This window comes from Streptococcus pseudopneumoniae, assembly GCF_001072375.1.
Classification (GTDB): Bacteria; Bacillota; Bacilli; order Lactobacillales; family Streptococcaceae; genus Streptococcus; species Streptococcus pseudopneumoniae_L.
Genome location: NZ_JVKV01000093.1, coordinates 1 through 21,254 on the forward strand (window position 1 = coordinate 1; position 21,254 = coordinate 21,254).

A 21,254-nucleotide genomic window follows, 5' to 3' on the forward strand; every position below is an offset into this window, starting at 1 on the left:
CGTCAGTTCTATCCACAACCTCAAAACGGTGTTTTGAGCAACCTTCGGCTAGTTTCCTAGTTTGCTCTTTGATTTTCATTGAGTCTTACTTTCTCTCATTATAAAGAAAAAACAAGGCAAAAACTAGTTACATTTTTGTCTTGTTTTTCTTCTGATTATAGATTTTATTTATTTGTTAGGATTTCAAGGGTTTCAAGCAAGTTATCTGCATGAACTTCAATAGTATCCCCTGTCGCCTTGATCTTCACTTCTACGATACCGTCGGCTGCTTTCTTCCCAACAGTGATACGGATTGGAAGACCAATCAAGTCGCTATCGCTGAATTTAACTCCGACACGTTCGTTACGGTCATCTGTCAAGACTTCGTAGCCTTTGTTGACCAAGGCTTCTTCGATGCGATTAGTCAATTCAAGACTTGCTTCGTCCTTAACATTGACCGGAATCAAGTGCACATCAAATGGTGCCAATTCTTTAGGGAAGTTGATACCCCAAGCGTAACGGTATTCACCTTTAGGAGTTTTGTTAACAAAGAGGCGAGCGTGTTGTTCCATAACTGCTGAAAGGAGACGGCTGACACCGATACCGTAGCAGCCCATGATGATTGGCACAGCACGACCATTTTCATCCAAGACATCTGCACCCATACTTGCTGAGTAACGAGTTCCCAGTTTAAAGATGTGACCGATTTCGATACCACGCGCAAAGTTAAGAATACCTTGTCCGTCTGGAGAAATTTCACCTTCACGAACTTCACGGATATCCACATACTCGGCAGTGAAGTCACGACCTGGGTTGACACCAGTCAAGTGGTAACCATCTTCATTGGCACCAACAACAGCATTGCGGCTATCTTGTACCTTGCGATCTGCAATAATCTTAACATTTTCTGGAAGATTTACTGGGCCAAGGGAACCAAAGTCAGCTCCCAACAATTCTTTCACTTCTGCCTCAGTTGCAGGTTCCAAGAAATCTGCTCCAAGGTAGTTTTTCAATTTGACTTCGTTGAGCTGGTCATTGCCAACAAGTAGGGCCACAACTGGCTCCTCATCTGCGATATAAACCAAGGTCTTGATTGTTTGCTCTTCAGAGACATTCAAGAAGGATGCGACTTCATCGATAGATTTAACACCTGGTGTTTCCACGCGAGATACTTCTTCTTCAGTCACAACACGATTGCTTGGTTTGTACTCATTGGTTGCCATTTCCAAGTTAGCTGCATAGCTTGATTCACTTGAGTAGGCAATGGTATCCTCACCCGAAACCATCCATTTGAGCAATTCTGCCTTGATTTCTTCTTGCACTTGATCAGGGATTTCATCAAATGATGAGACAGACTTGTCTAAAACAACCCAACGGTCAAGGTCTGTACGAGCAGGTGTGATGGCCATAAACTCTTGGCTATCCTTACCACCCATAGCTCCACCGTCACCGATGATGGCTTTAAAGTCCAAACCACTACGAGTGAAGATACGCTCATAGGCTGCCTTGTACTCATCATAAGTTACATCCAAGCTATCGTAGTTAGCGTGGAAGCTATAACCATCTTTCATGATGAATTCGCGCGTACGGAGAAGTCCATTACGTGGACGTTTTTCATCACGGTATTTAGGTTGAATTTGGTACAAGTTCAGTGGCAATTGCTTGTAAGACTTGACAGAATCACGGACAATAGCTGTGAAAGTTTCTTCGTGAGTTGGCCCCAAGATAAAGTCTGACTTCTCACGATTTTTCAATTTGTACAAGTCCTCACCGTAGGTTTCATAACGGCCAGACTCACGCCAAAGGTCTGCACTGAGAAGGGCTGGAGCCAACATCTCAACAGCACCAATCTTGTCAAACTCTTGACGCATGATCTTCTTAGCTTTTTCGATAACACGGTTAGCAAGTGGTAGGTATGAGTAAACACCTGCTGATACTTGACGAACATAACCAGCACGCAACATAAGGGCGTGACTGATAACTTGAGCATCGCTTGGCATTTCGCGAAGCGTTGGGATAAGCATTTTACTTTGTTTCATAATGACTCCTCTATTTCTTAAAAGAAGGTACGCATGATGTCGTTCCATGTCACGGCGAGCATCAAAACGACCATAATGACAACTCCGACCAGAGTGACATAGGTTTCAATTTCTTGTTTTAGTGGTTTGCGGCGAATAGCTTCAATGATGTTAAGCACGATTTTTCCACCGTCGAGCGCAGGAATTGGAATCAGATTGAAAATTCCGATATTGATGGAAATCATAGCCAAGAAGTACAAGACATTTTCCAGTCCGTTCTTGGCAGCATCGCTACTTGCCTTAAAGATAGCAACGGGACCGCCTAGTTTATTCAAATCTGGTTGGAAGATCAAGCTTTTCAAAGCATTGAGAATTCGCAAGGCTGAATCAGCCGCAGTTGTAAATCCACCCATAAACATAGACCAGATATCTGATTTGAGTCTCGGCTGGACACCCAAAATATAACGCCCTTGGCTTTCCTCAGGTGTCACACTCACTTGTTTTTCAGTTCCATTTTCAGAGACTGTCACATCCAAAACGGGAGCTGTTTTGTCCTTGGTTTCTGCATCAACCGCCTGGATCAGATCTGACCAGTTTGAAATCTCATAACTTCCGACCTTAGTAATTTGGGCCGTATTTTCAACTCCAACCTTAGCCAAAGCGCTATCTGGAATAATGCTGAAATTGTTCGTTTGCGTATCACGAACACCGCCTTGCATGAAAATCAAAATCCAGAAGACGATAACTCCTAGGATAAAGTTATTCATAGGACCAGCAAAGTTGGTAATCAATTTCCCCCAGACAGTCGCATTTTGATATTGGACGTCTAAGGGAGCGATACGAACTTCCGTTCCATCAGCTTCCACGATGGTTGCATCATGGTCAACTGAGAAAGTCTTCTCTTCTTCTAAGACCAAGCCTCTAATAAAGAGTTTATCCTCAAAATCAAACTGGGTAACCTGCATGGGTAAAGCAGTCTGGTCAACCTTTTTCCCAGAGAGATTGATACGCTTGACCTTACCATCCGCTGCCAATGTTAGACTCGCAGGGGTTCCAGTCTTAATCTCTGTCGTATCTTCACCCCAACCTGCCATACGAACGTAACCACCCAGTGGCAGAAGACGAATGGTATAGGCAGTACCATCTTTTCCGATATGGGCAAAGATTTTGGGCCCCATACCAATGGCAAATTCACGAACTAAAATCCCGGACTTCTTAGCAAAGTAAAAATGCCCGAACTCGTGAACCACCACGATAATCCCAAAAACTAGGATAAATGTTAGTAATCCTATCATTTAATTTCTATTTACCTTTCCTTAAAATAAGCCAAAGAGATGCATAATAGGGAAAACGACTAGCATACAGTCAAAACGATCCAGTACCCCACCATGACCAGGGATAAACTTGCCTGAATCTTTGACACCAAAGTGGCGTTTCATGGCACTTTCGATCAAATCCCCCAACTGACCAGCTAGACTAAAGAAAATAGCAAAGACCATCATTTTGTAAATCCCATAAGGTAAAGCGACAGTACTATCAACTAGCATAAAGATCAAAGTCACTAGCATAGCAGCCAAGATACCTCCTATAGCACCCTCTATAGTCTTGTTAGGGGAAACTCTCGGAGCTAGCTTTCTCTTACCAAACTTCATCCCTACTAGATAGGCGCCACTATCGGTTGCCCAGACCATACAAAGTCCCAAAAGCGCCTTATCCAAACCTGCAATACGAGCATCGACCAAAGCATTAAAGCCAAAGCCAACATAAAAACTCATGGCAATCGGAAAAACAGCATCCTCAATAGTATAATTCTTGCTAAAAACTGTTGCTCCTAGCAAAATGAGAATCACAACACTATAAGCAACAACGTTTCCATCCACGGGCAAAAACTTCAGGTAGTTTTCTAAAGGAATAGTCAGAAAAAAGGTTGCTAGTAAAGTCAAGAGTCCTTCAGGCGTCATGGTATTTAACCCCTTCATGCGAAGCAACTCATGTACTCCCAACATAGCCACAATGCCCATGGCAATCTGGAGCCATAAGCCACCAATCGCCAAGATTGGGATAAAGATAGCCAAGGCCAAGATAGCAAAAAGGGTTCTCTTTTGTAAATCCTGTATCATAATATCTCCTAAACTCCTCCAAAACGACGGTTGCGACGATTGTACTCGATGATAGCTTCTTTCAAGGCTTCCTCATCAAAGTCAGGCCACAAGACATCCGTGAAATAGAGCTCGCTATAAGCAGCCTGCCAAGGCAAGAAATTACTCAAACGAAGTTCACCGCTGGTCCGAATAATTAAGTCAGGATCCCGCAATACTTTTGGCAAATGACCCGTAAAAAGGTATTCCCCAATCAATTCCTCGGTAATATCACCAGGATTGATCTTAGCATCTAAAACATCCTGTGCAATCAGCTTAACAGCTTGTGTAATCTCAGCTCGTCCACCATAATTAAGGGCAAAATTGAGAATCAAGCCTGTATTTAACTTAGTCAGCTCTTCTGCCTTTTTCAAGGCATCAAAAGTCTGCTTCGGCAAGCGATCAGTCTCCCCAATCATTTGAATCTTCATGTTCTTCTGATGCAATTCAGGAACAAACTTATCATAGAATTCAACTGGCAGGTTCATGATAAATTTGACTTCCTGATCTGGACGGGTCCAGTTTTCAGTTGAAAAGGCATAGACTGTCAAGGCTTTGACGCCCATATCACTAGCAGCAATAGCTACCTTTCTCAAAGCATCCATCCCAGCCTTATGGCCAAAGACTCGTGGCTGCATCCGTTTTTTAGCCCAACGGCCATTCCCATCCATGATCACACCGATGTGGTCTGGCACCATTGTGGGAGCTTCTGTTGCTTTATCTTTTTTTAAAAATCCAAACATGATTGTATTCCTATTCAAAAATCTATCGTTTCATTATACCATATTTTTCACTTTTCTTCTATTATTGCCTATCATTCTACGGCGAAATTTCCCATATATCTCCTATATTTCCAGTATATCAAGCCTTGCAATTCCTAAAGAAAGTTGATACAATAAAACCATAGAGATTCGATCCTTGTTCAGCCACAGGGATTTTTTATTGAAAGGATTTTATCATGTCAAAGACACTCCAACGTAAAAAACAATTGAGAAACAGCCTACGTCGCTCAGGTGCATTTTCAAACACTGTAAACAAGGTTGTCGAAGAAACAAAAAAAGTTGTAAAACATGCTGAAAAAGCGGCAAGCGATGCAGGTAAAGCTGTCTCTAAGAAGGTTGAAAAAACTGTAGAAGCAACTAAAGAACAAGCACAAAAAGTTGCTACTTCTGTAGAAGATTTCGCAGCAAACCTAGGTGGACTTTCAGTTGACCGCGCTAAGACTTTCTACGATGAAGGTATCAAGTCTGCTGCTGACTTCAAAAACTGGACAGAAAAAGAACTCCTTGCTTTGAAAGGAATCGGTCCAGCAACAATCAAGAAATTAAAAGAAAACGGCATTAAGTTCAAGTAATCTTTCTTGTTCCTTGCTTTTCCGTCAAAAACTTGTTAAAATATAGCCATTAGAGGTGTTTTGAGTCCCACATTTTACAGAAAGTGGCGGTGCTGAGAAGTCCACAAATGTGTCAAAACTGGTTGCTAATGGATGAAATTAAAAAATGAAATATAAATCTTTTTGTTTCCTTTTAGGACTAGACAGCGAGTTGCAGGCTGTACTCAAGTACGGCAAGACGAACTAACGACGTCATAAAAGAGAAACAAGAAGATTAAAGTTGCGGGCAGCTGCCCGAAATTGGGTGGTACCGCGGATAAACACATTCGTCCCTGTCAGATTGATGGCAGGGACGATTTTTCTTTTACACCCCTAGCCAAAGGAGGTTGTCATGAAACAATCTTTTAATACCAGTAAACTCTACTATGGTTTTCCAATCTTCATCTTGGGATATCAGGACCAGAACTTTGAGCACAATATCACGACCTGTAGCTCCTCTTATAGTCTGGGAGATTGGCTGGTCATCGGTGTTGGTGCTGAGGAAAATGCAGCTGACCAGATTAAGCATTACCAACAGTTCACTGTCAACATCCCTGACGAAAACCTCATGCTTGAGATGGAACAGGCTGGCTTTATCAGCCATCGGGAAAAGTTGAAACACCTGGGGCTTGACTACGAGATTTCTGAGCGGACTCAGGCTCCTATTTTGGAGGCTTGTCCAGTCGTTTTGGATTGCCAGGTTGATCGAATTATCGAGGAAGATGGCATCTGCCATATCTTTGCCAAGATTCTCGAGCGACTGGCTGATCCAGAGCTCTTAGATGACAAGGGGCATTTTAAAAATGACCGTTTTGCGCCGACTTACTTTATGGGGGACGGCCATCAGCGCGTTTACCGTTATCTAGATGACCGAGTCGATCCCATGGGAAGCTTCATCAAGAAAGCGAGGAAGAAGAATGACAAGAACTGAACTGCCAGAACAAATCGAAACGGAGCGACTGGTCTTGCGAGTCCGTACAGTGGCGGATGCTGAGGATATCTTTGGCTATGCCAGTCGTCCAGAAGTCTCTTACCCAGCAGGGTTTCCACCTGTCAAAACCTTGGAAGATGAGATTTATTACCTAGAACATATCCTTCCCGAGCGTAATCAAAAGGACAATCTCCCAGCAGGCTATGGAATTGTGATTAAAGGGACCGATACAATCATTGGTTCTGTCGATTTCCCCCGTCGCTACGAAGACGATGTGTTAGAACTTGGCTATACCTTGCACCCAGACTATTGGGGCCGAGGTTATGTTCCTGAAGCGGCGCGTGCCTTGATTGATTTAGCTTTTAAAGAATTGAACCTACACAAGATTGAGCTGACTTGTTTTGGTTACAATGCCCAAAGTCAACGTGTTACTGAGAAGCTTGGTTTTACCCTTGAAGCTCGTATCCGAGACCGCAAAGATGCCCAAGGCAATCGCTGTGACAGTCTGATATATGGCTTGCTGAGGAGTGAGTGGGAGGCGGATTGATGCATGTTTTCATCATTGGAGCTCCAGCCTCAGGGAAAATGACCATTGGTCAGGAACTTTCAAAACTCACCGGTGCGACTCTCTTTTTCAACCATCAAACAATTGATTTCGCACTCGAAATCTATCAGGATTTTACGGAAGAAATGTGGGAATTTGTTCGTGGAATCACCTTTTCTTTCCTTGGAGCAAGTGCAAGAAATCAGCGATCAGTAATTTTAACTGACGTAATTGATTTTTCAAATCAGTACCAGCTGATGTATTTAAAGCAAATTCAGGATTTATTGGATAACTTTCATCAAGAGATTCTGTTTGTTGAATTGGAAACAAGTCTTGAAGAGCGTTTACGTCGAAATCGAACGGAGAACCGGTTGAAGCACAAGCCCTTGAAACGGCATATTGAGATATCTGAAAGAGAAATTTTAGAGACCGCTGAAACACTTCAATTAAATTCCCAACATCAACCGAATGAGTTGCACCACTACCTTAAAATAAATAATACGAATCTGTCTGCAGAAGAAGCTGCTAAGCAGATTCAAGATAAAATGAATACAATAGAGAAAGGACAAACACATGTCTAAAGAACTTTCACCTAAATACAATCCAGCCGAGGTTGAGGCTGGTCGTTACCAAAAATGGCTGGACGAAGATGTTTTTAAGCCTTCAGGCGATCAAAAAGCTAAGCCTTATTCAATCGTCATTCCACCACCAAACGTAACTGGGAAACTCCACCTCGGTCACGCTTGGGATACAACTTTGCAAGATATCATCATCCGTCAAAAACGCATGCAAGGCTTTGATACGCTTTGGCTTCCAGGGATGGACCACGCTGGGATTGCTACTCAGGCTAAGGTTGAGGAGCGCTTGCGCGGCGAAGGCATCAGCCGTTACGACCTTGGTCGTGAGAAATTCCTTGAGAAAGTCTGGGAATGGAAAGACGAATATGCCACTACTATCAAGGAACAATGGGGCAAGATGGGGCTCTCTGTAGACTACTCTCGTGAGCGTTTCACTCTTGACGAAGGTTTGTCAAAAGCGGTTCGCAAGGTCTTTGTGGACCTTTACAAGAAAGGCTGGATTTACCGTGGTGAATTTATCATCAACTGGGACCCAGCAGCTCGCACAGCCCTTTCCGATATCGAGGTTATCCACAAGGACGTCGAAGGTGCCTTCTACCACATGAACTACATGTTAGAAGACGGTTCGCGTGCCCTTGAAGTTGCGACAACTCGTCCAGAGACCATGTTTGGGGACGTTGCGGTTGCGGTCAATCCAGAGGACCCACGCTACAAGGACTTGATTGGTAAAAACGTCATCCTTCCAATCGCTAATAAATTGATTCCAATCGTTGGGGACGAACACGCAGATCCTGAGTTTGGTACAGGTGTCGTAAAAATTACTCCTGCTCACGATCCAAACGACTTCTTGGTTGGTCAACGTCACAACTTGCCACAAATCAATGTTATGAACGATGACGGAACCATGAATGACTTGGCCTTTGAATTTGCAGGCATGGATCGTTTTGAAGCTCGTAAGGCAGTCGTTGCTAAGTTGGAAGAAATCGGTGCCCTCGTCAAAATCGAAAAACGTATCCACAGTGTTGGTCACTCAGAGCGTACAGGTGTTGTGGTTGAGCCACGCTTGTCTACTCAATGGTTCGTCAAGATGGACCAATTGGCTAAGAACGCTATCGCCAACCAAGACACAGAGGACAAGGTAGAATTCTACCCACCTCGTTTCAACGATACCTTCCTCCAATGGATGGAAAATGTCCACGACTGGGTTATCTCTCGTCAGCTCTGGTGGGGTCACCAAATCCCTGCTTGGTATAATGCTGAGGGTGAAATGTACGTCGGTGAAGAAGCCCCAGAAGGTGACGGATGGACTCAGGACGAAGACGTCTTAGATACGTGGTTCAGTTCTGCCCTTTGGCCATTCTCAACTATGGGCTGGCCTGATGTCGACTCAGAAGACTTCAAACGTTACTTCCCAACTTCAACCTTGGTTACTGGTTACGACATCATCTTCTTCTGGGTGTCTCGTATGATCTTCCAATCCTTGGAATTCACGGGCCGTCAGCCATTCCAAAACGTGCTTATCCACGGTCTCATTCGTGACGAGCAAGGACGCAAGATGTCTAAATCCCTCGGTAACGGGATTGACCCGATGGACGTCATCGAGAAATACGGTGCCGATGCCCTTCGTTGGTTCCTTTCAAACGGTTCTGCACCAGGGCAAGACGTGCGCTTCTCTTACGAGAAAATGGATGCTTCATGGAACTTCATTAACAAGATCTGGAACATCTCTCGCTACATCCTCATGAACAATGAAGGTTTAACCCTTGAGCAAGCAACTGCCAATGTCGAAAAAGTGGTCAACAAGGAAGCTGGGAATGTCACAGACCGCTGGATTCTCCACAACCTCAATGAAACCATCGGAAAAGTCACTGAAAACTTTGACAAGTTTGAGTTTGGTGTTGCTGGACACATCCTCTACAACTTCATCTGGGATGAGTTTGCGGACTGGTACGTTGAATTGACCAAGGAAGTCCTTTATAGCGATAACGAAGAAGAGAAAGTCATCACACGTTCTGTTCTCCTTTATACTTTGGACAAGATCCTTCGTCTCCTTCACCCAATTATGCCATTCGTGACAGAGGAAATCTTTGGACAAATCTCAGAAGGCTCTATCGTTACAGCGGAATACCCAACTGTTAACCCAGCCTTTGAAGACCTTGCTGCCCACACTGGTGTCGAAAGCCTCAAAGACTTGATCCGTGCTGTTCGTAATGCGCGTGCGGAAGTAAACGTTGCACCAAGCAAGCCAATCACCATCCTTGTGAAGACAAGCGATAGCGACTTAGAAGCTTTCTTTAACAGCAATGTCAACTACATCAAACGCTTCACAAATCCAGAACACTTGGAAATCGCCTCAACCATCCCTGCACCTGAACTTGCAATGTCAAGCGTCATCACAGGAGCAGAAATCTACCTGCCACTGGCAGACCTCCTCAATGTCGAAGAAGAACTAGCTCGTCTCGACAAGGAACTGGCTAAATGGCAAAAAGAACTGGATATGGTTGGTAAGAAACTCTCTAACGAACGCTTCGTAGCCAATGCCAAACCAGAAGTTGTCCAAAAAGAACGCGACAAACAAGCCGACTACCAAGCTAAATACGACGCGACCGTAGCACGTATTGATGAGATGAAGAAGTTGGTGAAATAAATAAAGAAACACGGTGACGAGCCGTGTTTCCTACTACCTAAAATAGAAAGTATAGTTATATGACTACTCGAAATGATAATATTGATTTGAAGACGAAGGTTCAAATTATTTGTTTGTATTTCTCAAAATTGCCTAGCAATGATAAAAGAAGAAGTAAAATTATTAGTAAATACCGTGAATTAGAAATTTTAACTGGAATAAAAGCTAATACTATCCGACAATGGACAGATTCATTTGATCCTTATTTCAAAAACGGTAGAAAAGGATACCACCAAAGAGATTTAGAAAATGAAAATAAAAGTCTTTGGAAAGTTTATAATGAATATAAAGATTTCTCATTAAGCGAACTTCAAAATAAAGTGTCCGAGATATACAAAAATTTAGACAAGAATTCATATTTCCTTTGTATAGGAGGCAAAGAAGTATATCTTTATAGTATCAAAACCAAAAAAGAAGAAACTTCAACCTCTCTTTACAATTTAGATGCTACTACAGAAATAATTGATTATAATGTTAGAATTGATAATCTGAACCGATATAATCCTAAAACATCAAATAGTCAAAAACTTAAAGTCGGTGACCTTTTATTTCTTTCTCTAGGTGGAGATAGCGAGAAATGGAAGGAATGGGAAAATGGATTGACAGCTATTGGTCAGGTAGAAAATATTCATGTAGAGAATTCAACTAATAACTATGAAATTACTGCAAAAGTCTTAATTAAATTACCTACAGAAATAACTCCTTCAGATTTATATTACTATCCAGATACTTCAAATGAATTTAATATTGGCCCTAGTCTCAAGGGAACTCCCAATCAAGCTATTAATCGTGTTTCAACAAAAGGTGCTCTTTCTATTTTTAGTGCTATTTGTGATTTATTCTCTGATTATAAAAATAGTATAAAACTATTGATTGGCGATGAAAATTTTCGAAGTTTGGATAATGTTCCTAAATTACTAACAGATGGCGAATATGAAGAAAATAGTTTAAAAAATAATCTAGATCTAGATTTTGAAGGAAATGATGATCTATTAGATAAAATAAATTTATCAAGCGATGAAAATTTTATTGATAAGAGTGAAGCACTAGAAGTTGCTCTTGAAATAGATAAGGATGATAATGAGTTTAAATCAGAAATGGAAAAACTTATGTCATTGCCAGCTAATGAATTAAAAAGAAAACTATCGGTTACTCAACGAGAGCTTAGCATTTCAGATATCAAGAAATTCTATGATCGACTTATAGAATATCAAAATGATTACAAAGATAATAGCAATGTGGGAATAGATTATACTGATTTAGGTGATGCATTGATTTTGGAACCTAGTTTTCAGCGTGAATATGTTTGGAATCAGCCTAAGAAACAACAATTGATCGACAGTATTTTACTTGGTATTCCTATTCCTACTTTTTATTTTTCAATAGATAAAAACGGAAATTTGCTGGTAGTAGATGGAAAACAAAGAATTAATTCAATTTTAGAATTTCTAAAAGGGAAACTTTCTTTGCCATCAAGTTATAGATTTTTATGTTTAAATAAAGATTCAAAAGATGAGGTTTATTTTAAAGAACTTGAATCAAGAGTAAAAAGAAAATTTGAAGATTACCCTTTGACATGTTACTTAGTTGACTCTTCAGTTATACCGAGATTTCAAAATGAAATTTTTATGAGAGTTAATAGAGGTGGAGAGAGATTAACCATTCAAGAAATTAGAAATGCTTCAAATGTTGGTAAAGTAACATATTTATTAAATAAAATTTCTGATAATAAAGAATTACGAATAGTCCCAATAAAACGAAAGAAAGATCAATACTTAGTATTGAGATTCCTTGCTTATTATCTAATTCATAATAATGATTCATTTATGAGTATTTATAACTTTGATAGCGATTATGATGGAATTGATAATCTATTAGATAGGGTAATGAAATTTATTAATATTATTAGTGATTCTGAGGTGAAAAAGTTGTATTCATTATATGAATCATGTATTCAAATTTCAAAACGAATGTTTGAGTTGAAATCATACAAAGAATTCAGTCGGAAAGATTCAAACACTGTAAATATGATTATTTTTGAGAGTTGGTTGTTTTTAATATCCAGCTTTGAAAAATCAGTTATTGAAACTAATTTAGATTTATTCTTTGACTTTTATATTAAATTTATTGGCGATGAGAATTTTGAAAATAATATTTTATATAGACGAGACTCTAAAGAAAAACTAACCTGGAGATTTTCTTACATTGAAAAATTTATAAAGGATATTAAGCAATCTTTAAAATTGAAGGATATATTATGAAATTAAAAAGTGTTGAAATTGAAAATTATAAATCGTACGCATTAAATGAAAAAGTTGAATTTTCTAATTTAAATGTTATTACTGGCGTAAATTCTGCAGGGAAATCTTCATTAATTGAATCATTGCTTATTTTGGGTCAATCCGACTCACACGATATTTTAAATGGATATTTAAAAAAATTAGGAAGTGTAGATAATTTAAAAAATAATCAATTATCAAAAGAGGAATCAAAAACAATTACATTTAAGTATTCCTTTGGCGTTCCCACAACTCTAGACCAAATAATTACAATAGAGGATGGGAAGCGTCCCCCTACATATCCGAAAATTATAGATATAGCTTATCTATCGGCTGAGAGAATTGGAATTTTGGATAGTTATAAAAAGAGTAGAGATTTAGAATTATTTAACCCTAGAGGGGAAGGGTTAATTTCATTACTTTATGAAAAAAGTGATAGTAAAGAATTTGTTATAAAAAATAGAGAGTTATTTTTTAATAATAATAAAATTCGTGAAATATTTCCTAAACTACCTGTCTATGAATCAAATCCCATGCAACAAACCATTTTGGAACGTAAAGGAATTGATTATATAGTTGAAACTAGTAGTAAGGCAGAATTGATTAATATAGTTAATTTTTGGCTTGAAGAGTTCACTGGATATACAGTCTCTGTAGATGATATTAGTTCGAAACTATTACAATTGAAATATCATAAGGGAGGAAGTGAGTATGAACCACAACATGTTGGCACAGGAGTTACCTTTATACTATTTCAAATATTGGCTTTACTTATACTTCCCGAGGAAACAGTAGTTATTATTGAGAACCCAGAAATCCATTTACATCCTAGTTTACAATCCAATCTAATGTATTTTTACCAATGGGTATCTGAGTCAAATCGCCAATTATTTATTGAAACTCATAGTGATCACATTTTCAATGTAGCCAAATATTTTAAAATGACGAATTTAGATTGTACAATTTTATTTGCTGCTCTTGAAAAAGTTAGTGATGAGAACCTAGGAGAAGTATTAACAACTAAAATTAGAACAGTGGAGTTAGATGAAAATGGTACTGTAATAGAATATCACCAAGGGCTTTTTGATCAGTACTTAAAGGATAATAATAAATTCTATAAAGTTGTATATGAGAAGAGAAGAGAAGATGGCAAAAAATACTGAAAAGAAAACAACATCTTGTACAGAATTTTATGACTTACATCCCAAAATTCCACTATGGATTGTTTTACTTTTTAAAGAATGCGAAAATTTAGATTTAACAAAAACTGAAATAGAATTGTTGAATGATTTACTGACAAGTAAAGGAGAAAAAGATAAATTAATTCTTATATTTAGCTCTTCATTATTATCCGCTCTATATACAAAAAGATATGAATATTATGAGGTTCAAGATCGTTATATTGTGGCAATATTAGACTCTATTATAGGTAATTTAACAGCAGCATATAGTGAAAAATGTTGTGAAACTTGGACTCTAAGCTACCAAGAAATACCTAAAAATGGTAAGAAAGTTATTAATCTATCAAAAGACAAGCTAAGTAATTATTTACAGTTTAAATCACCAGAATTCAACACTTTTCCATTAGAAATTATAGACACTGATAATTTAGGAAATCAATTATCTCATAAATATTCTTTAATTGGAGAAAAAAGAAATAACTATCTAATAGATGGATATGGTAAACGATGTGATGAAATGCTTAGTCAAAAAGAAAGGCTATTTGAAACTTCTATACGTAATAATAGTGATTTTCACGTTGATGGTCCAGATGTCCAAATTCAATCTGGAGGAAGGGAGAAATTGAATTTTTCTCATATACATCCTAAAAAAGATTTTGCGTTCTACTTAATAGATAACTTTTTTGATATAAAAAAGAGCCAAAAAAATCTATGGAAGCATGATGGATATGGTAAAAAATATCGTGTTTCTAGCGAGATAAAAAAAGTATTAAAAGAGCATAATTTTTTTATTCCGAGTGATATCGAATAATTATTAGAGAGTAAAACAATATTTTAAAAAAATTGAAAGTAGGTAACTACATGACAAATTCTGTAAGTTCGAACCGGCCTGAGAAGTACAACATTGCAGCTTTCTTCTCAGGTGTTGGGGGAATTGAGTTGGGATTTGAACAGACCAACGAGTTCAGAGTGGTGTATGCCAATGAGTTTGATAAGTATGCGCGTCAGACTTATCAGTTAAACCATCCAGATACCTATTTGGATGGTCGTGATATTCACGATGTTCAGCCAGAGGACATTCCAGCTGAACGCGTGGATGTGATTATGGGAGGTTTCCCTTGCCAAGCCTTTAGTATTGCGGGTTATCGCAAGGGCTTTGATGATGATCGTGGCGATCTTTTCTTTGAATTGCTTCGCATGATTGAGGGGTGTAAACCTCGTGCTATTTTCATCGAAAATGTCAAGAACATGGTCGGTCATGACCACGGCAATACCTTCAAGGTTATTCGTGAAGCTTTGACGGAGAACAACTACTTTATCAAGTGGAAGGTCCTCAACGGGAAAGATTATGGAAATATCCCACAAAACCGTGAGCGTATCTACATTGTTGGTTTTGATACCAAGGAAGCTTATGATTTGTTTGAATTTCCAGAGGAAATCAAGCTGACTACGACTCTTCAGGATGTGATTAACTTTGGTGACCAGTTAGACGAGGTCTACTACTACCGTGAAGGCAAGCAAAATTTCTACGATCAGTTGAAATTTGAAGTCACCAGCCAAGATACGGTCTACCAGTGGCGTCGTCAGTATGTCCGTGAAAACAAAAACGGCGTTGTCCCTACCTTGACAGCCAATATGGGAACAGGCGGACACAACGTTCCGTTGATTTTGACGGACAGTGGTGAGATTCGCAAGCTGACACCGAAAGAAACCTTTAATGTTCAAGGATATCCTAAATCCTTTAAAATCCCAGAAGGGGTTTCCAATGGTCAGCTCTACAAGCAAGCAGGAAATAGCGTGGTTGTTCCTGTTATTAAACGCATCGCGGAAAATGTTGCCAAGGCCTTAAATGAAAGCCAAGGTCAATCTCAACTTGACCGCTCAGGAAAATTTGCCATCATCTATACCAAGATGAACGGTCAATTTGAAGGGCAATCCTATGTCAAGGACTTTGTAGATAGCTATGAGCAAGCTCTTGAAAAAATCAAGGCTTATGACGATGGTTTAGCGGTTCTGTCAGATGAAGAGTATTTGAGACTTGTAAAAAAACAAGGCAAACTCGAATTTTACAGTATTAATTAACGAATATATAAGAGGATTAGTGAAAAACTAATCTTCTTTTGATATACTGAAAATAGAAAAGAGGGCGCTTATGTGGGAACATCTAAAGTCTGAACAAAAAGACAAATACAAAACCTTAATTACCAACTTCGCTAGCTTGAGCCAAGCTTTCTCTCAAAAGGCAGAATCCGAAGACGAGGGACAAACAGAACAGTTTGTCGCTCCGATTGTCAACTCTAAATTTCAGGAGACTGTTTTTCAAAAAGCCTTTAATGCCGTAGGGGAAGATATTGCCAATACTTCCTATGATGCCTCTGTCGTTGTAGATGAAAATCATAAATACCTAGTGGGTATCAAATCTTTTGGGATTAATTCTGGAGACCAAAAAATTGCCCAGTTCAAGAAGGATTCTCAATCTTGGACGGACTTATTGGGTGATATCAAGTTTCATGCGGAAATTTCAGTAGATAAAGAAGCAGCAGACAAGGCAAACTATCAACGCTATGAAGAGTTAGCTAGAAAGATTGCGACTTTGAGGAATCAGAGAATCGAATCTTCTAAGGCGCAAATCAAGGGATTCAACTCGGACTCGGTCAATGTTGAAGCTGTTTATCACGTCCTGATGCCAACACCAAAGGGAGAAAATCCAAGGATTTTTGTCGGTGAAACATCTTATTTACCAGTTGATATCGATAATCTGGTCATTGAAGGATCAACTACCAAAAACAATCCAACTAATTTCCGATTTACAGATGGGCAACACCACTACAAGTATACAGCAGCTGACAGCCAGCTTCACATGACTTTTAATAATAAAGATATTGTGGTAGATACTTGGGACGTTCATTACATCGAAGATCCTTTTTCTCTCTTTGAAAATCTTCATTTGCTAACAGCTGAAAAGGAACAATCCGATATCTTAGAAACGGTGTCTTGGGTAATCACAGACAAACATGGAAATGTAGAAGAAAACTCTGGTTTTAATGCCTTTAACGGTGGTTCAAAACTAGCCAAAAAAGATCGCCTGCCACGGATTTTAAAGATTCAGGATAAATTCAAGGATATTTTAGCTCCAGAAGAACTAGCTTTTGTGACTTTCTCCCTAGAAGAAATTCTCTTGAAAAAATGGACTAGCAAGGAAGAAAAAGCTAAGATGAAGGCGATTCGTGAGGATTTTATTCACTTTGTCCACGAGACTGGCAATGAAAAGCTCATTAAAGAGATTGAACAACTCGTCTATCGTCCAGTTAGCGAAGTTTACATTCCTCTGCCTGATTCCAAGAAATTCCATGATGAAAGACCAGACTTCTTTGGTCCAGGATTTGGAAGCTTTGAATCTGGGACTAAAAAACTAGCTCTATCTAAAGAAGAAAGAACCTTTAAACTACGCTTCTTACCTTCTGGTGATGTCATCAATGCCTATATCAACCAAGAAGCTGGTAAGGCGATTCAGTCAACTGATAAGCAAGAAATTCTTGGAAATTGGATCTTGCGTGGCGTTTTCCAGTTGAAGGAACGAGAAGTTTTGACAGGTCAAAGACTCAATGAACTAGAAATCAATGGTATTCGATTGACCAAGTTTAAAAACGGGGAAATTGGAATTGAGTTCATTTGGATTGATACCGAAAACCCACCTAGTGATGCCATCGGCTGGGTAGCAAAATAGACCTGAACAACACAAAAAAATCTCTTAGATCCATTTCTAAGAGATTTTTTCTTTCTTCTCCCCTCACAACCAGCCTTCTTCTTCGGCAGTTTTGGCCGCTTCGGTTCGGTTGCTGGCACCTAGTTTGGAGAGGATGTTGGTCATGTAATTACGGACGGTACCGTTTGAGAGGTAGAGCTTGTCAGCAATTTCTTGGTTGGACAGCCCCTGTGCTACTCCATGCAAGACAGCAACTTCCTGCTCGGTCAAGGGATTGGGATGGGTCATCATGACTTCCATGAGCTCTGGAGAATACTCCTTACGTCCCTCTAACACCGTATGTAGGGTTTGCATGAGTTCGGCAATGCTTCGCTCTTTCAAGACATAGGCATCGACTCCTGCTTTGACCGCTCGTTCAAAATAACCTGGTCGTTTAAAGGTCGTAACGATAACCACCTTGGTTTCAGGCATTTCTTGTTTGATCCACTCAAGTGCTTCGAGTCCTGTCTTGACTGGCATTTCGACGTCAAGGATGGCAATATCTACTGCTTCTTTCCCCAAAACCTCAATAGCCTCGGCTCCATTTTTTGCCTGCAAGACAGTCTCCACATCTGGTTGGAAACTTAAGAGCTGGCACATGGCGTCTCTAAGCATACTTTGATCTTCTGCGACTAATACTTTCATCTACTTTCTCTCCTTATAAGGCAGATGCACGCGCACCTCTGTTGGATGTTTCAAACTGACCAGTTCTACTTGACCTGAGAAGGCTGCAGTACGATCTCGGACTGTGTGAAGTTCATTTCCTTTTACAGTTGCAAAACCTTTCCCGTCATCTCTAACTGTCAGAACCAATTCCTGATCTGTACGTTCCAGTTTTAGATAGGCTTTTTCAGCGCTGGCATGTTTGATCATATTGGTCGCCAGTTCTAACAAAATCATAGCAGCTGTCGACTCTACATCCTGGGTCAAACTAGCCTTGTCTAACTGATTGTCAACTTGAACCTCAATCCCAGCAATTTCCAGCATCTTCTTAACAGTTTCAAGTTCTGAAGCTAGGGTCCGTGATTTCAGATTTTCCACAATGGTTCGCACTTCATTCATGGAATCTTTGCTGATCTGGTGAATTTCTTTTAATTCCTTCTCCACCTGTGGATAGGCCTGCATCTGAAATAACTGCAAGGCTAAATCTGTCTTGATACTCAGCATAGCAAAGGTATGCCCCAGACTATCATGCAAATCCTGACCGATACGACTACGTTCATTTTCAGCAAGCAATAGATTTATCTGAGCATTTTGCTTGGCCTGAGCTTCTTTCAAATCCTCGACAATGCGAATCCGAACCAAGCCCAATGTCATCAAATCGACAAAAGTAAGAATTCCAAGTTCAAAGGCTACAACCTCAGTTTCGACTGACTGAAACATCATGAGTTGTCCAACAACAAGAACTTGGGCAAGGAGAAAAGTCCAGACATGAAGAGAACGTAGGCTACGCACTCTAAAATGATAAATCAAGAGATTGGCAAGGAAAAAGAAGAACCAGACATAGTTGCCATAAATAAAGACGGTATTCCCAGCTACATAGGCTAGCATGATAATCCAAAAGAGCCAGGATAAGCGCTGACTCTTGGTGGTCAAAACGCCTAAGTAAGCCACCACAAATAGAATATCAACTAGTAAATGCCAGCTAGGAATCTCCCCAACTACTGCAGAGAGGATAGGAAAAACCATAAAAATCAAACTGGCCCAAAACATATAGTGTATGCTTTTCAGTCTTTCAAGCATTAAGCATTCTCCTTATGACCTTGAAGGTAAATAGTCAAACCAAATAAAACTGCTGAAAAAACAAGTAGATAAACTGTGGCTGATAAATTGATGCCACCCTCGTTTAAGAAGGCCTTGAGCAACTCCATCAACTGATAGGTTGGTAGGCACTTACCGATTGCTTGCATCCAGTCTGGAAATAAAGAGATGGGCATCCAGAGTCCGCCTAAAACAGCCAAGCCTAGATAGAGAAGATTCCCCACGACAGACATCAGCTGACTAGAAGGCAAGAGTGTCAAGGTCAAGCCAAGCGCTACAAAAGCTACACTTCCTACTATCAGCAAAAGCGCAGCCCCAATCCAGCTTCCTAGAGGCATATCCACACCTCTGACCAAGTGCCCAACTGAGAAAACAACCAGGATTGAGACCAAATAATCAACCATCATACTTGTTATCTTTGATAGATAATATTCTACCATATTTACAGGGGTATGGCGCAATGTTTTCTGCCAGTTGTTGATTTTATCGGTATGTAAAACAGCTGGGAATGAAAACATAGCTGTCGACATCATGGAAAAAGCCGTCATGGAGATGAGGTAGTCGCGCATAAAATTAGCCGGTCCACCTGGTGTGTCCTGGTACATGCCTGAAAAGAATAAATAGAAGGCTGTCGGCATCCCTACGGATAACAGATAATAGACTAATTGTCGTTTGGTCAATAGAAATTCTATCTTGTTTAGTGCGATCCATCGTTTCATCTTAGTCATCTCCCTTTTGTGTTTCTTCAAAGATTGTATCCAGCAAGCTACGGTTATTGACTTCAATTTCTTGAATCCTACATCCTGCTTGCACTAACAGTTCCCAGAAAGCATCCGCTTCGCGTGTGACTACTTGCAGGGCATCTTGTTTTTGTGACCAGTTTTCAACCAGGTTAGACTGCTCAATGACTTCCTTGTAAGCCAGAGGTAGGATGAAGTGCTTTTCAATCTCCTCACTGCGCATGGCTAGAGGTGTCGTATCACGAATCAACTCTCCCTTATTCAAGACCAAGATCCGGTCCGCTGTATGCTCTACCTCTTCGATATAATGGGACGAATAGAGAATAGTTACTCCCTGCGCTTTTAGATCCTGAACAATTTCCCAAAAGCGTTGACGGGTTGAAGTATCCATGGCAGCAGTTGGTTCATCTAAAAAGACAAGCTTTGGTCGGCCAATCAAGGTCAAGACAAAAGAGAAGAGACGCTTTTGCCCACCTGACAATTTTTCTGCGAATTGTTCTTTTTGTTGCTGGTCAAACTGCAATAGTTGATCGATTTCCTGGTTGCTCAAGGGATTTGGGTAAATGCTTTGAAAGAAAGCAATCAACTCTTTGACCTTTAATTTCTGAACGATGACATTTTCTTGAGGGAGGTAGGATCTAATATAGTCTAACTGAGAGCTCGTCACTGGCAAGCCTTGGATGGATACTTGACAGCTGGTGACCAGTTTATCTCCAAGCAAACAGTCCAAGAGTGTTGTCTTTCCAGCACCATTTGGCCCAATCAAGGCGACGCATTCACCTTCCGCTACCTCAAAGGAAATATCCTTCAAAATAGCTTTACCCTTGATGGTTTTATTTAGTCTTTCTACCTTAATCATGTTCATGATATTCTCCTTTCAGCCACTCCTTTCCCATCGGAAAGGCGATAAAAATCATAAATCCTAGACCCCAGGCATCGCGAATGGCTTGGTGAAGGAAGGCTTGATCAAACCAACCTGTAAACATTTCTACCAACCATACCACTAGTGACAGTCCAATAAAAAGATAGAGAATCGCTTTTTTCATTTTTCAAACTCCTTTTTCACATCTGAGACCAATTTCAAACCTTCTCGAATCAACCAAGACATGATTCCAAAGCTTGCAAACAATTCCCAAGGAAAATGATAGAATCCTTCATCCAATCCTGAGAACATGAGATAAGTCATGACTCCTGCTGCTACTAAACTCATTGCGACAATTACTTTATGTTTCATTTTTTCTTCCTCCATTTGATACATCTAGTATATCTCTTTGAGGCTATTGCCACTAGAAGCTTCTGTCA

General features: G+C 39.9%; 20 protein-coding genes. 10 read left to right on the forward strand and 10 right to left on the reverse strand.

What is annotated here, in order from left to right; all coding sequences use genetic code 11:
- Window positions 1-164: 164 nt before the first annotated feature.
- From ADH31_RS07215 to ADH31_RS07230, 4 genes are read right to left on the reverse strand one after another with little or no spacing between them, the layout of a single operon-like run.
- A complete protein-coding gene (locus ADH31_RS07215) occupies window positions 165-2,018 on the reverse strand; it encodes a proline--tRNA ligase (protein WP_049509835.1) in 1,854 nt (617 codons plus the stop codon).
- Window positions 2,019-2,035: 17 nt separating this feature from the next.
- Window positions 2,036-3,292, reverse strand: a complete 1,257-nt coding sequence (rseP, locus tag ADH31_RS07220; RefSeq protein ID WP_049502881.1) for an RIP metalloprotease RseP — start codon at window positions 3,290-3,292, stop codon at window positions 2,036-2,038.
- Between the two features lie 21 nt (window positions 3,293-3,313).
- Window positions 3,314-4,117: a phosphatidate cytidylyltransferase gene (locus ADH31_RS07225; RefSeq protein ID WP_049509836.1), complete on the reverse strand. Its 804-nt coding sequence runs from the start codon at window positions 4,115-4,117 to the stop codon at window positions 3,314-3,316.
- Window positions 4,118-4,125: 8 nt separating this feature from the next.
- Window positions 4,126-4,878 (reverse strand): isoprenyl transferase, encoded by a 753-nt coding sequence (locus ADH31_RS07230; RefSeq protein ID WP_049509838.1) that lies wholly within the window; start codon window positions 4,876-4,878, stop codon window positions 4,126-4,128.
- Between the two features lie 215 nt (window positions 4,879-5,093).
- Between ADH31_RS07230 and ADH31_RS07235 the strand changes: the two genes are divergently transcribed.
- The 10 genes from ADH31_RS07235 (at window position 5,094) to ADH31_RS10075 (ending at window position 17,433) form a co-directional block, all read left to right on the forward strand.
- Window positions 5,094-5,489: a helix-hairpin-helix domain-containing protein gene (locus ADH31_RS07235; RefSeq protein ID WP_049509840.1), complete on the forward strand. Its 396-nt coding sequence runs from the start codon at window positions 5,094-5,096 to the stop codon at window positions 5,487-5,489.
- 370 nt (window positions 5,490-5,859) lie between these two features.
- On the forward strand, window positions 5,860-6,438 hold the full coding sequence (locus ADH31_RS07240) for a flavin reductase family protein (RefSeq protein WP_049509841.1): 579 nt from the start codon (window positions 5,860-5,862) through the stop codon (window positions 6,436-6,438).
- Window positions 6,425-6,985, forward strand: a complete 561-nt coding sequence (locus tag ADH31_RS07245; RefSeq protein ID WP_049509843.1) for a GNAT family N-acetyltransferase — start codon at window positions 6,425-6,427, stop codon at window positions 6,983-6,985. The genes ADH31_RS07240 and ADH31_RS07245 overlap by 14 nt, the downstream gene beginning before the upstream one ends.
- Complete coding sequence (locus ADH31_RS07250; protein WP_049509845.1) at window positions 6,985-7,563, forward strand: AAA family ATPase; 579 nt, start codon at window positions 6,985-6,987, stop codon at window positions 7,561-7,563. The genes ADH31_RS07245 and ADH31_RS07250 overlap by 1 nt, the downstream gene beginning before the upstream one ends.
- Window positions 7,556-10,207 (forward strand): valine--tRNA ligase, encoded by a 2,652-nt coding sequence (locus tag ADH31_RS07255; RefSeq protein ID WP_049509847.1) that lies wholly within the window; start codon window positions 7,556-7,558, stop codon window positions 10,205-10,207. Before ADH31_RS07250 ends, ADH31_RS07255 begins: the two co-directional genes overlap by 8 nt.
- Window positions 10,208-10,266: 59 nt before the next feature.
- Window positions 10,267-12,507 (forward strand): DUF262 domain-containing protein, encoded by a 2,241-nt coding sequence (locus ADH31_RS07260; RefSeq protein ID WP_049509848.1) that lies wholly within the window; start codon window positions 10,267-10,269, stop codon window positions 12,505-12,507.
- The gene (locus ADH31_RS07265) at window positions 12,504-13,688 is read left to right on the forward strand and encodes an AAA family ATPase (protein WP_049509850.1); all 1,185 of its coding nucleotides are present in this window, start codon (window positions 12,504-12,506) and stop codon (window positions 13,686-13,688) included. The genes ADH31_RS07260 and ADH31_RS07265 overlap by 4 nt, the downstream gene beginning before the upstream one ends.
- On the forward strand, window positions 13,672-14,517 hold the full coding sequence (locus tag ADH31_RS07270; RefSeq protein ID WP_049509852.1) for a hypothetical protein: 846 nt from the start codon (window positions 13,672-13,674) through the stop codon (window positions 14,515-14,517). The genes ADH31_RS07265 and ADH31_RS07270 overlap by 17 nt, the downstream gene beginning before the upstream one ends.
- Window positions 14,518-14,567: 50 nt before the next feature.
- Window positions 14,568-15,788 carry a DNA cytosine methyltransferase gene (locus ADH31_RS07275; protein WP_049509853.1) on the forward strand — a complete coding sequence of 407 codons (1,221 nt, stop codon included), beginning with the start codon at window positions 14,568-14,570 and terminating at the stop codon, window positions 15,786-15,788.
- Window positions 15,789-15,858: 70 nt separating this feature from the next.
- Window positions 15,859-17,433 (forward strand): hypothetical protein, encoded by a 1,575-nt coding sequence (locus ADH31_RS10075; protein WP_049509855.1) that lies wholly within the window; start codon window positions 15,859-15,861, stop codon window positions 17,431-17,433.
- A gap of 63 nt (window positions 17,434-17,496) precedes the next feature.
- Here the strand turns inward: ADH31_RS10075 and ADH31_RS07285 are convergent, their stop codons facing one another.
- From ADH31_RS07285 to ADH31_RS07310, 6 genes are read right to left on the reverse strand one after another with little or no spacing between them, the layout of a single operon-like run.
- A complete protein-coding gene (locus ADH31_RS07285; RefSeq protein WP_049509857.1) occupies window positions 17,497-18,096 on the reverse strand; it encodes a response regulator transcription factor in 600 nt (199 codons plus the stop codon).
- The gene (locus tag ADH31_RS07290) at window positions 18,097-19,194 is read right to left on the reverse strand and encodes a sensor histidine kinase (protein ID WP_049509858.1); all 1,098 of its coding nucleotides are present in this window, start codon (window positions 19,192-19,194) and stop codon (window positions 18,097-18,099) included.
- Window positions 19,194-19,931, reverse strand: coding sequence for an ABC transporter permease (locus tag ADH31_RS07295; protein ID WP_049509860.1), 738 nt, complete (start codon window positions 19,929-19,931; stop codon window positions 19,194-19,196). The genes ADH31_RS07290 and ADH31_RS07295 overlap by 1 nt, the downstream gene beginning before the upstream one ends.
- Window position 19,932: 1 nt before the next feature.
- Window positions 19,933-20,817: an ABC transporter ATP-binding protein gene (locus ADH31_RS07300; RefSeq protein WP_049509861.1), complete on the reverse strand. Its 885-nt coding sequence runs from the start codon at window positions 20,815-20,817 to the stop codon at window positions 19,933-19,935.
- Window positions 20,804-20,998 (reverse strand): hypothetical protein, encoded by a 195-nt coding sequence (locus ADH31_RS07305; protein WP_049509863.1) that lies wholly within the window; start codon window positions 20,996-20,998, stop codon window positions 20,804-20,806. The genes ADH31_RS07300 and ADH31_RS07305 overlap by 14 nt, the downstream gene beginning before the upstream one ends.
- Window positions 20,995-21,201 (reverse strand): hypothetical protein, encoded by a 207-nt coding sequence (locus tag ADH31_RS07310; RefSeq protein ID WP_049509882.1) that lies wholly within the window; start codon window positions 21,199-21,201, stop codon window positions 20,995-20,997. Before ADH31_RS07310 ends, ADH31_RS07305 begins: the two co-directional genes overlap by 4 nt.
- Window positions 21,202-21,254 lie beyond the last annotated feature (53 nt).

Bases quoted from the DNA above. Each gene is read 5' to 3' on its own strand.
- ADH31_RS07265 (WP_049509850.1), top strand. From the start codon at position 12,504: ATGAAATTAAAAAGTGTTGAAATTGAAAATTATAAATCGTACGCATTA.
- ADH31_RS07285 (WP_049509857.1), bottom strand. From the start codon at position 18,096: ATGAAAGTATTAGTCGCAGAAGATCAAAGTATGCTTAGAGACGCCATG.
- ADH31_RS07230 (WP_049509838.1), bottom strand. From the start codon at position 4,878: ATGTTTGGATTTTTAAAAAAAGATAAAGCAACAGAAGCTCCCACAATG.
- ADH31_RS07260 (WP_049509848.1), top strand. From the start codon at position 10,267: ATGACTACTCGAAATGATAATATTGATTTGAAGACGAAGGTTCAAATT.
- ADH31_RS07300 (WP_049509861.1), bottom strand. From the start codon at position 20,817: ATGAACATGATTAAGGTAGAAAGACTAAATAAAACCATCAAGGGTAAA.
- ADH31_RS07275 (WP_049509853.1), top strand. From the start codon at position 14,568: ATGACAAATTCTGTAAGTTCGAACCGGCCTGAGAAGTACAACATTGCA.
- ADH31_RS07225 (WP_049509836.1), bottom strand. From the start codon at position 4,117: ATGATACAGGATTTACAAAAGAGAACCCTTTTTGCTATCTTGGCCTTG.
- rseP (WP_049502881.1), bottom strand. From the start codon at position 3,292: ATGATAGGATTACTAACATTTATCCTAGTTTTTGGGATTATCGTGGTG.
- ADH31_RS07235 (WP_049509840.1), top strand. From the start codon at position 5,094: ATGTCAAAGACACTCCAACGTAAAAAACAATTGAGAAACAGCCTACGT.
- ADH31_RS07250 (WP_049509845.1), top strand. From the start codon at position 6,985: ATGCATGTTTTCATCATTGGAGCTCCAGCCTCAGGGAAAATGACCATT.
- ADH31_RS07295 (WP_049509860.1), bottom strand. From the start codon at position 19,931: ATGAAACGATGGATCGCACTAAACAAGATAGAATTTCTATTGACCAAA.
- ADH31_RS07310 (WP_049509882.1), bottom strand. From the start codon at position 21,201: ATGGAGGAAGAAAAAATGAAACATAAAGTAATTGTCGCAATGAGTTTA.
- ADH31_RS07290 (WP_049509858.1), bottom strand. From the start codon at position 19,194: ATGCTTGAAAGACTGAAAAGCATACACTATATGTTTTGGGCCAGTTTG.
- ADH31_RS07270 (WP_049509852.1), top strand. From the start codon at position 13,672: ATGGCAAAAAATACTGAAAAGAAAACAACATCTTGTACAGAATTTTAT.
- ADH31_RS07245 (WP_049509843.1), top strand. From the start codon at position 6,425: ATGACAAGAACTGAACTGCCAGAACAAATCGAAACGGAGCGACTGGTC.
- ADH31_RS07255 (WP_049509847.1), top strand. From the start codon at position 7,556: ATGTCTAAAGAACTTTCACCTAAATACAATCCAGCCGAGGTTGAGGCT.
- ADH31_RS07240 (WP_049509841.1), top strand. From the start codon at position 5,860: ATGAAACAATCTTTTAATACCAGTAAACTCTACTATGGTTTTCCAATC.
- ADH31_RS10075 (WP_049509855.1), top strand. From the start codon at position 15,859: ATGTGGGAACATCTAAAGTCTGAACAAAAAGACAAATACAAAACCTTA.
- ADH31_RS07215 (WP_049509835.1), bottom strand. From the start codon at position 2,018: ATGAAACAAAGTAAAATGCTTATCCCAACGCTTCGCGAAATGCCAAGC.
- ADH31_RS07305 (WP_049509863.1), bottom strand. From the start codon at position 20,998: ATGAAAAAAGCGATTCTCTATCTTTTTATTGGACTGTCACTAGTGGTA.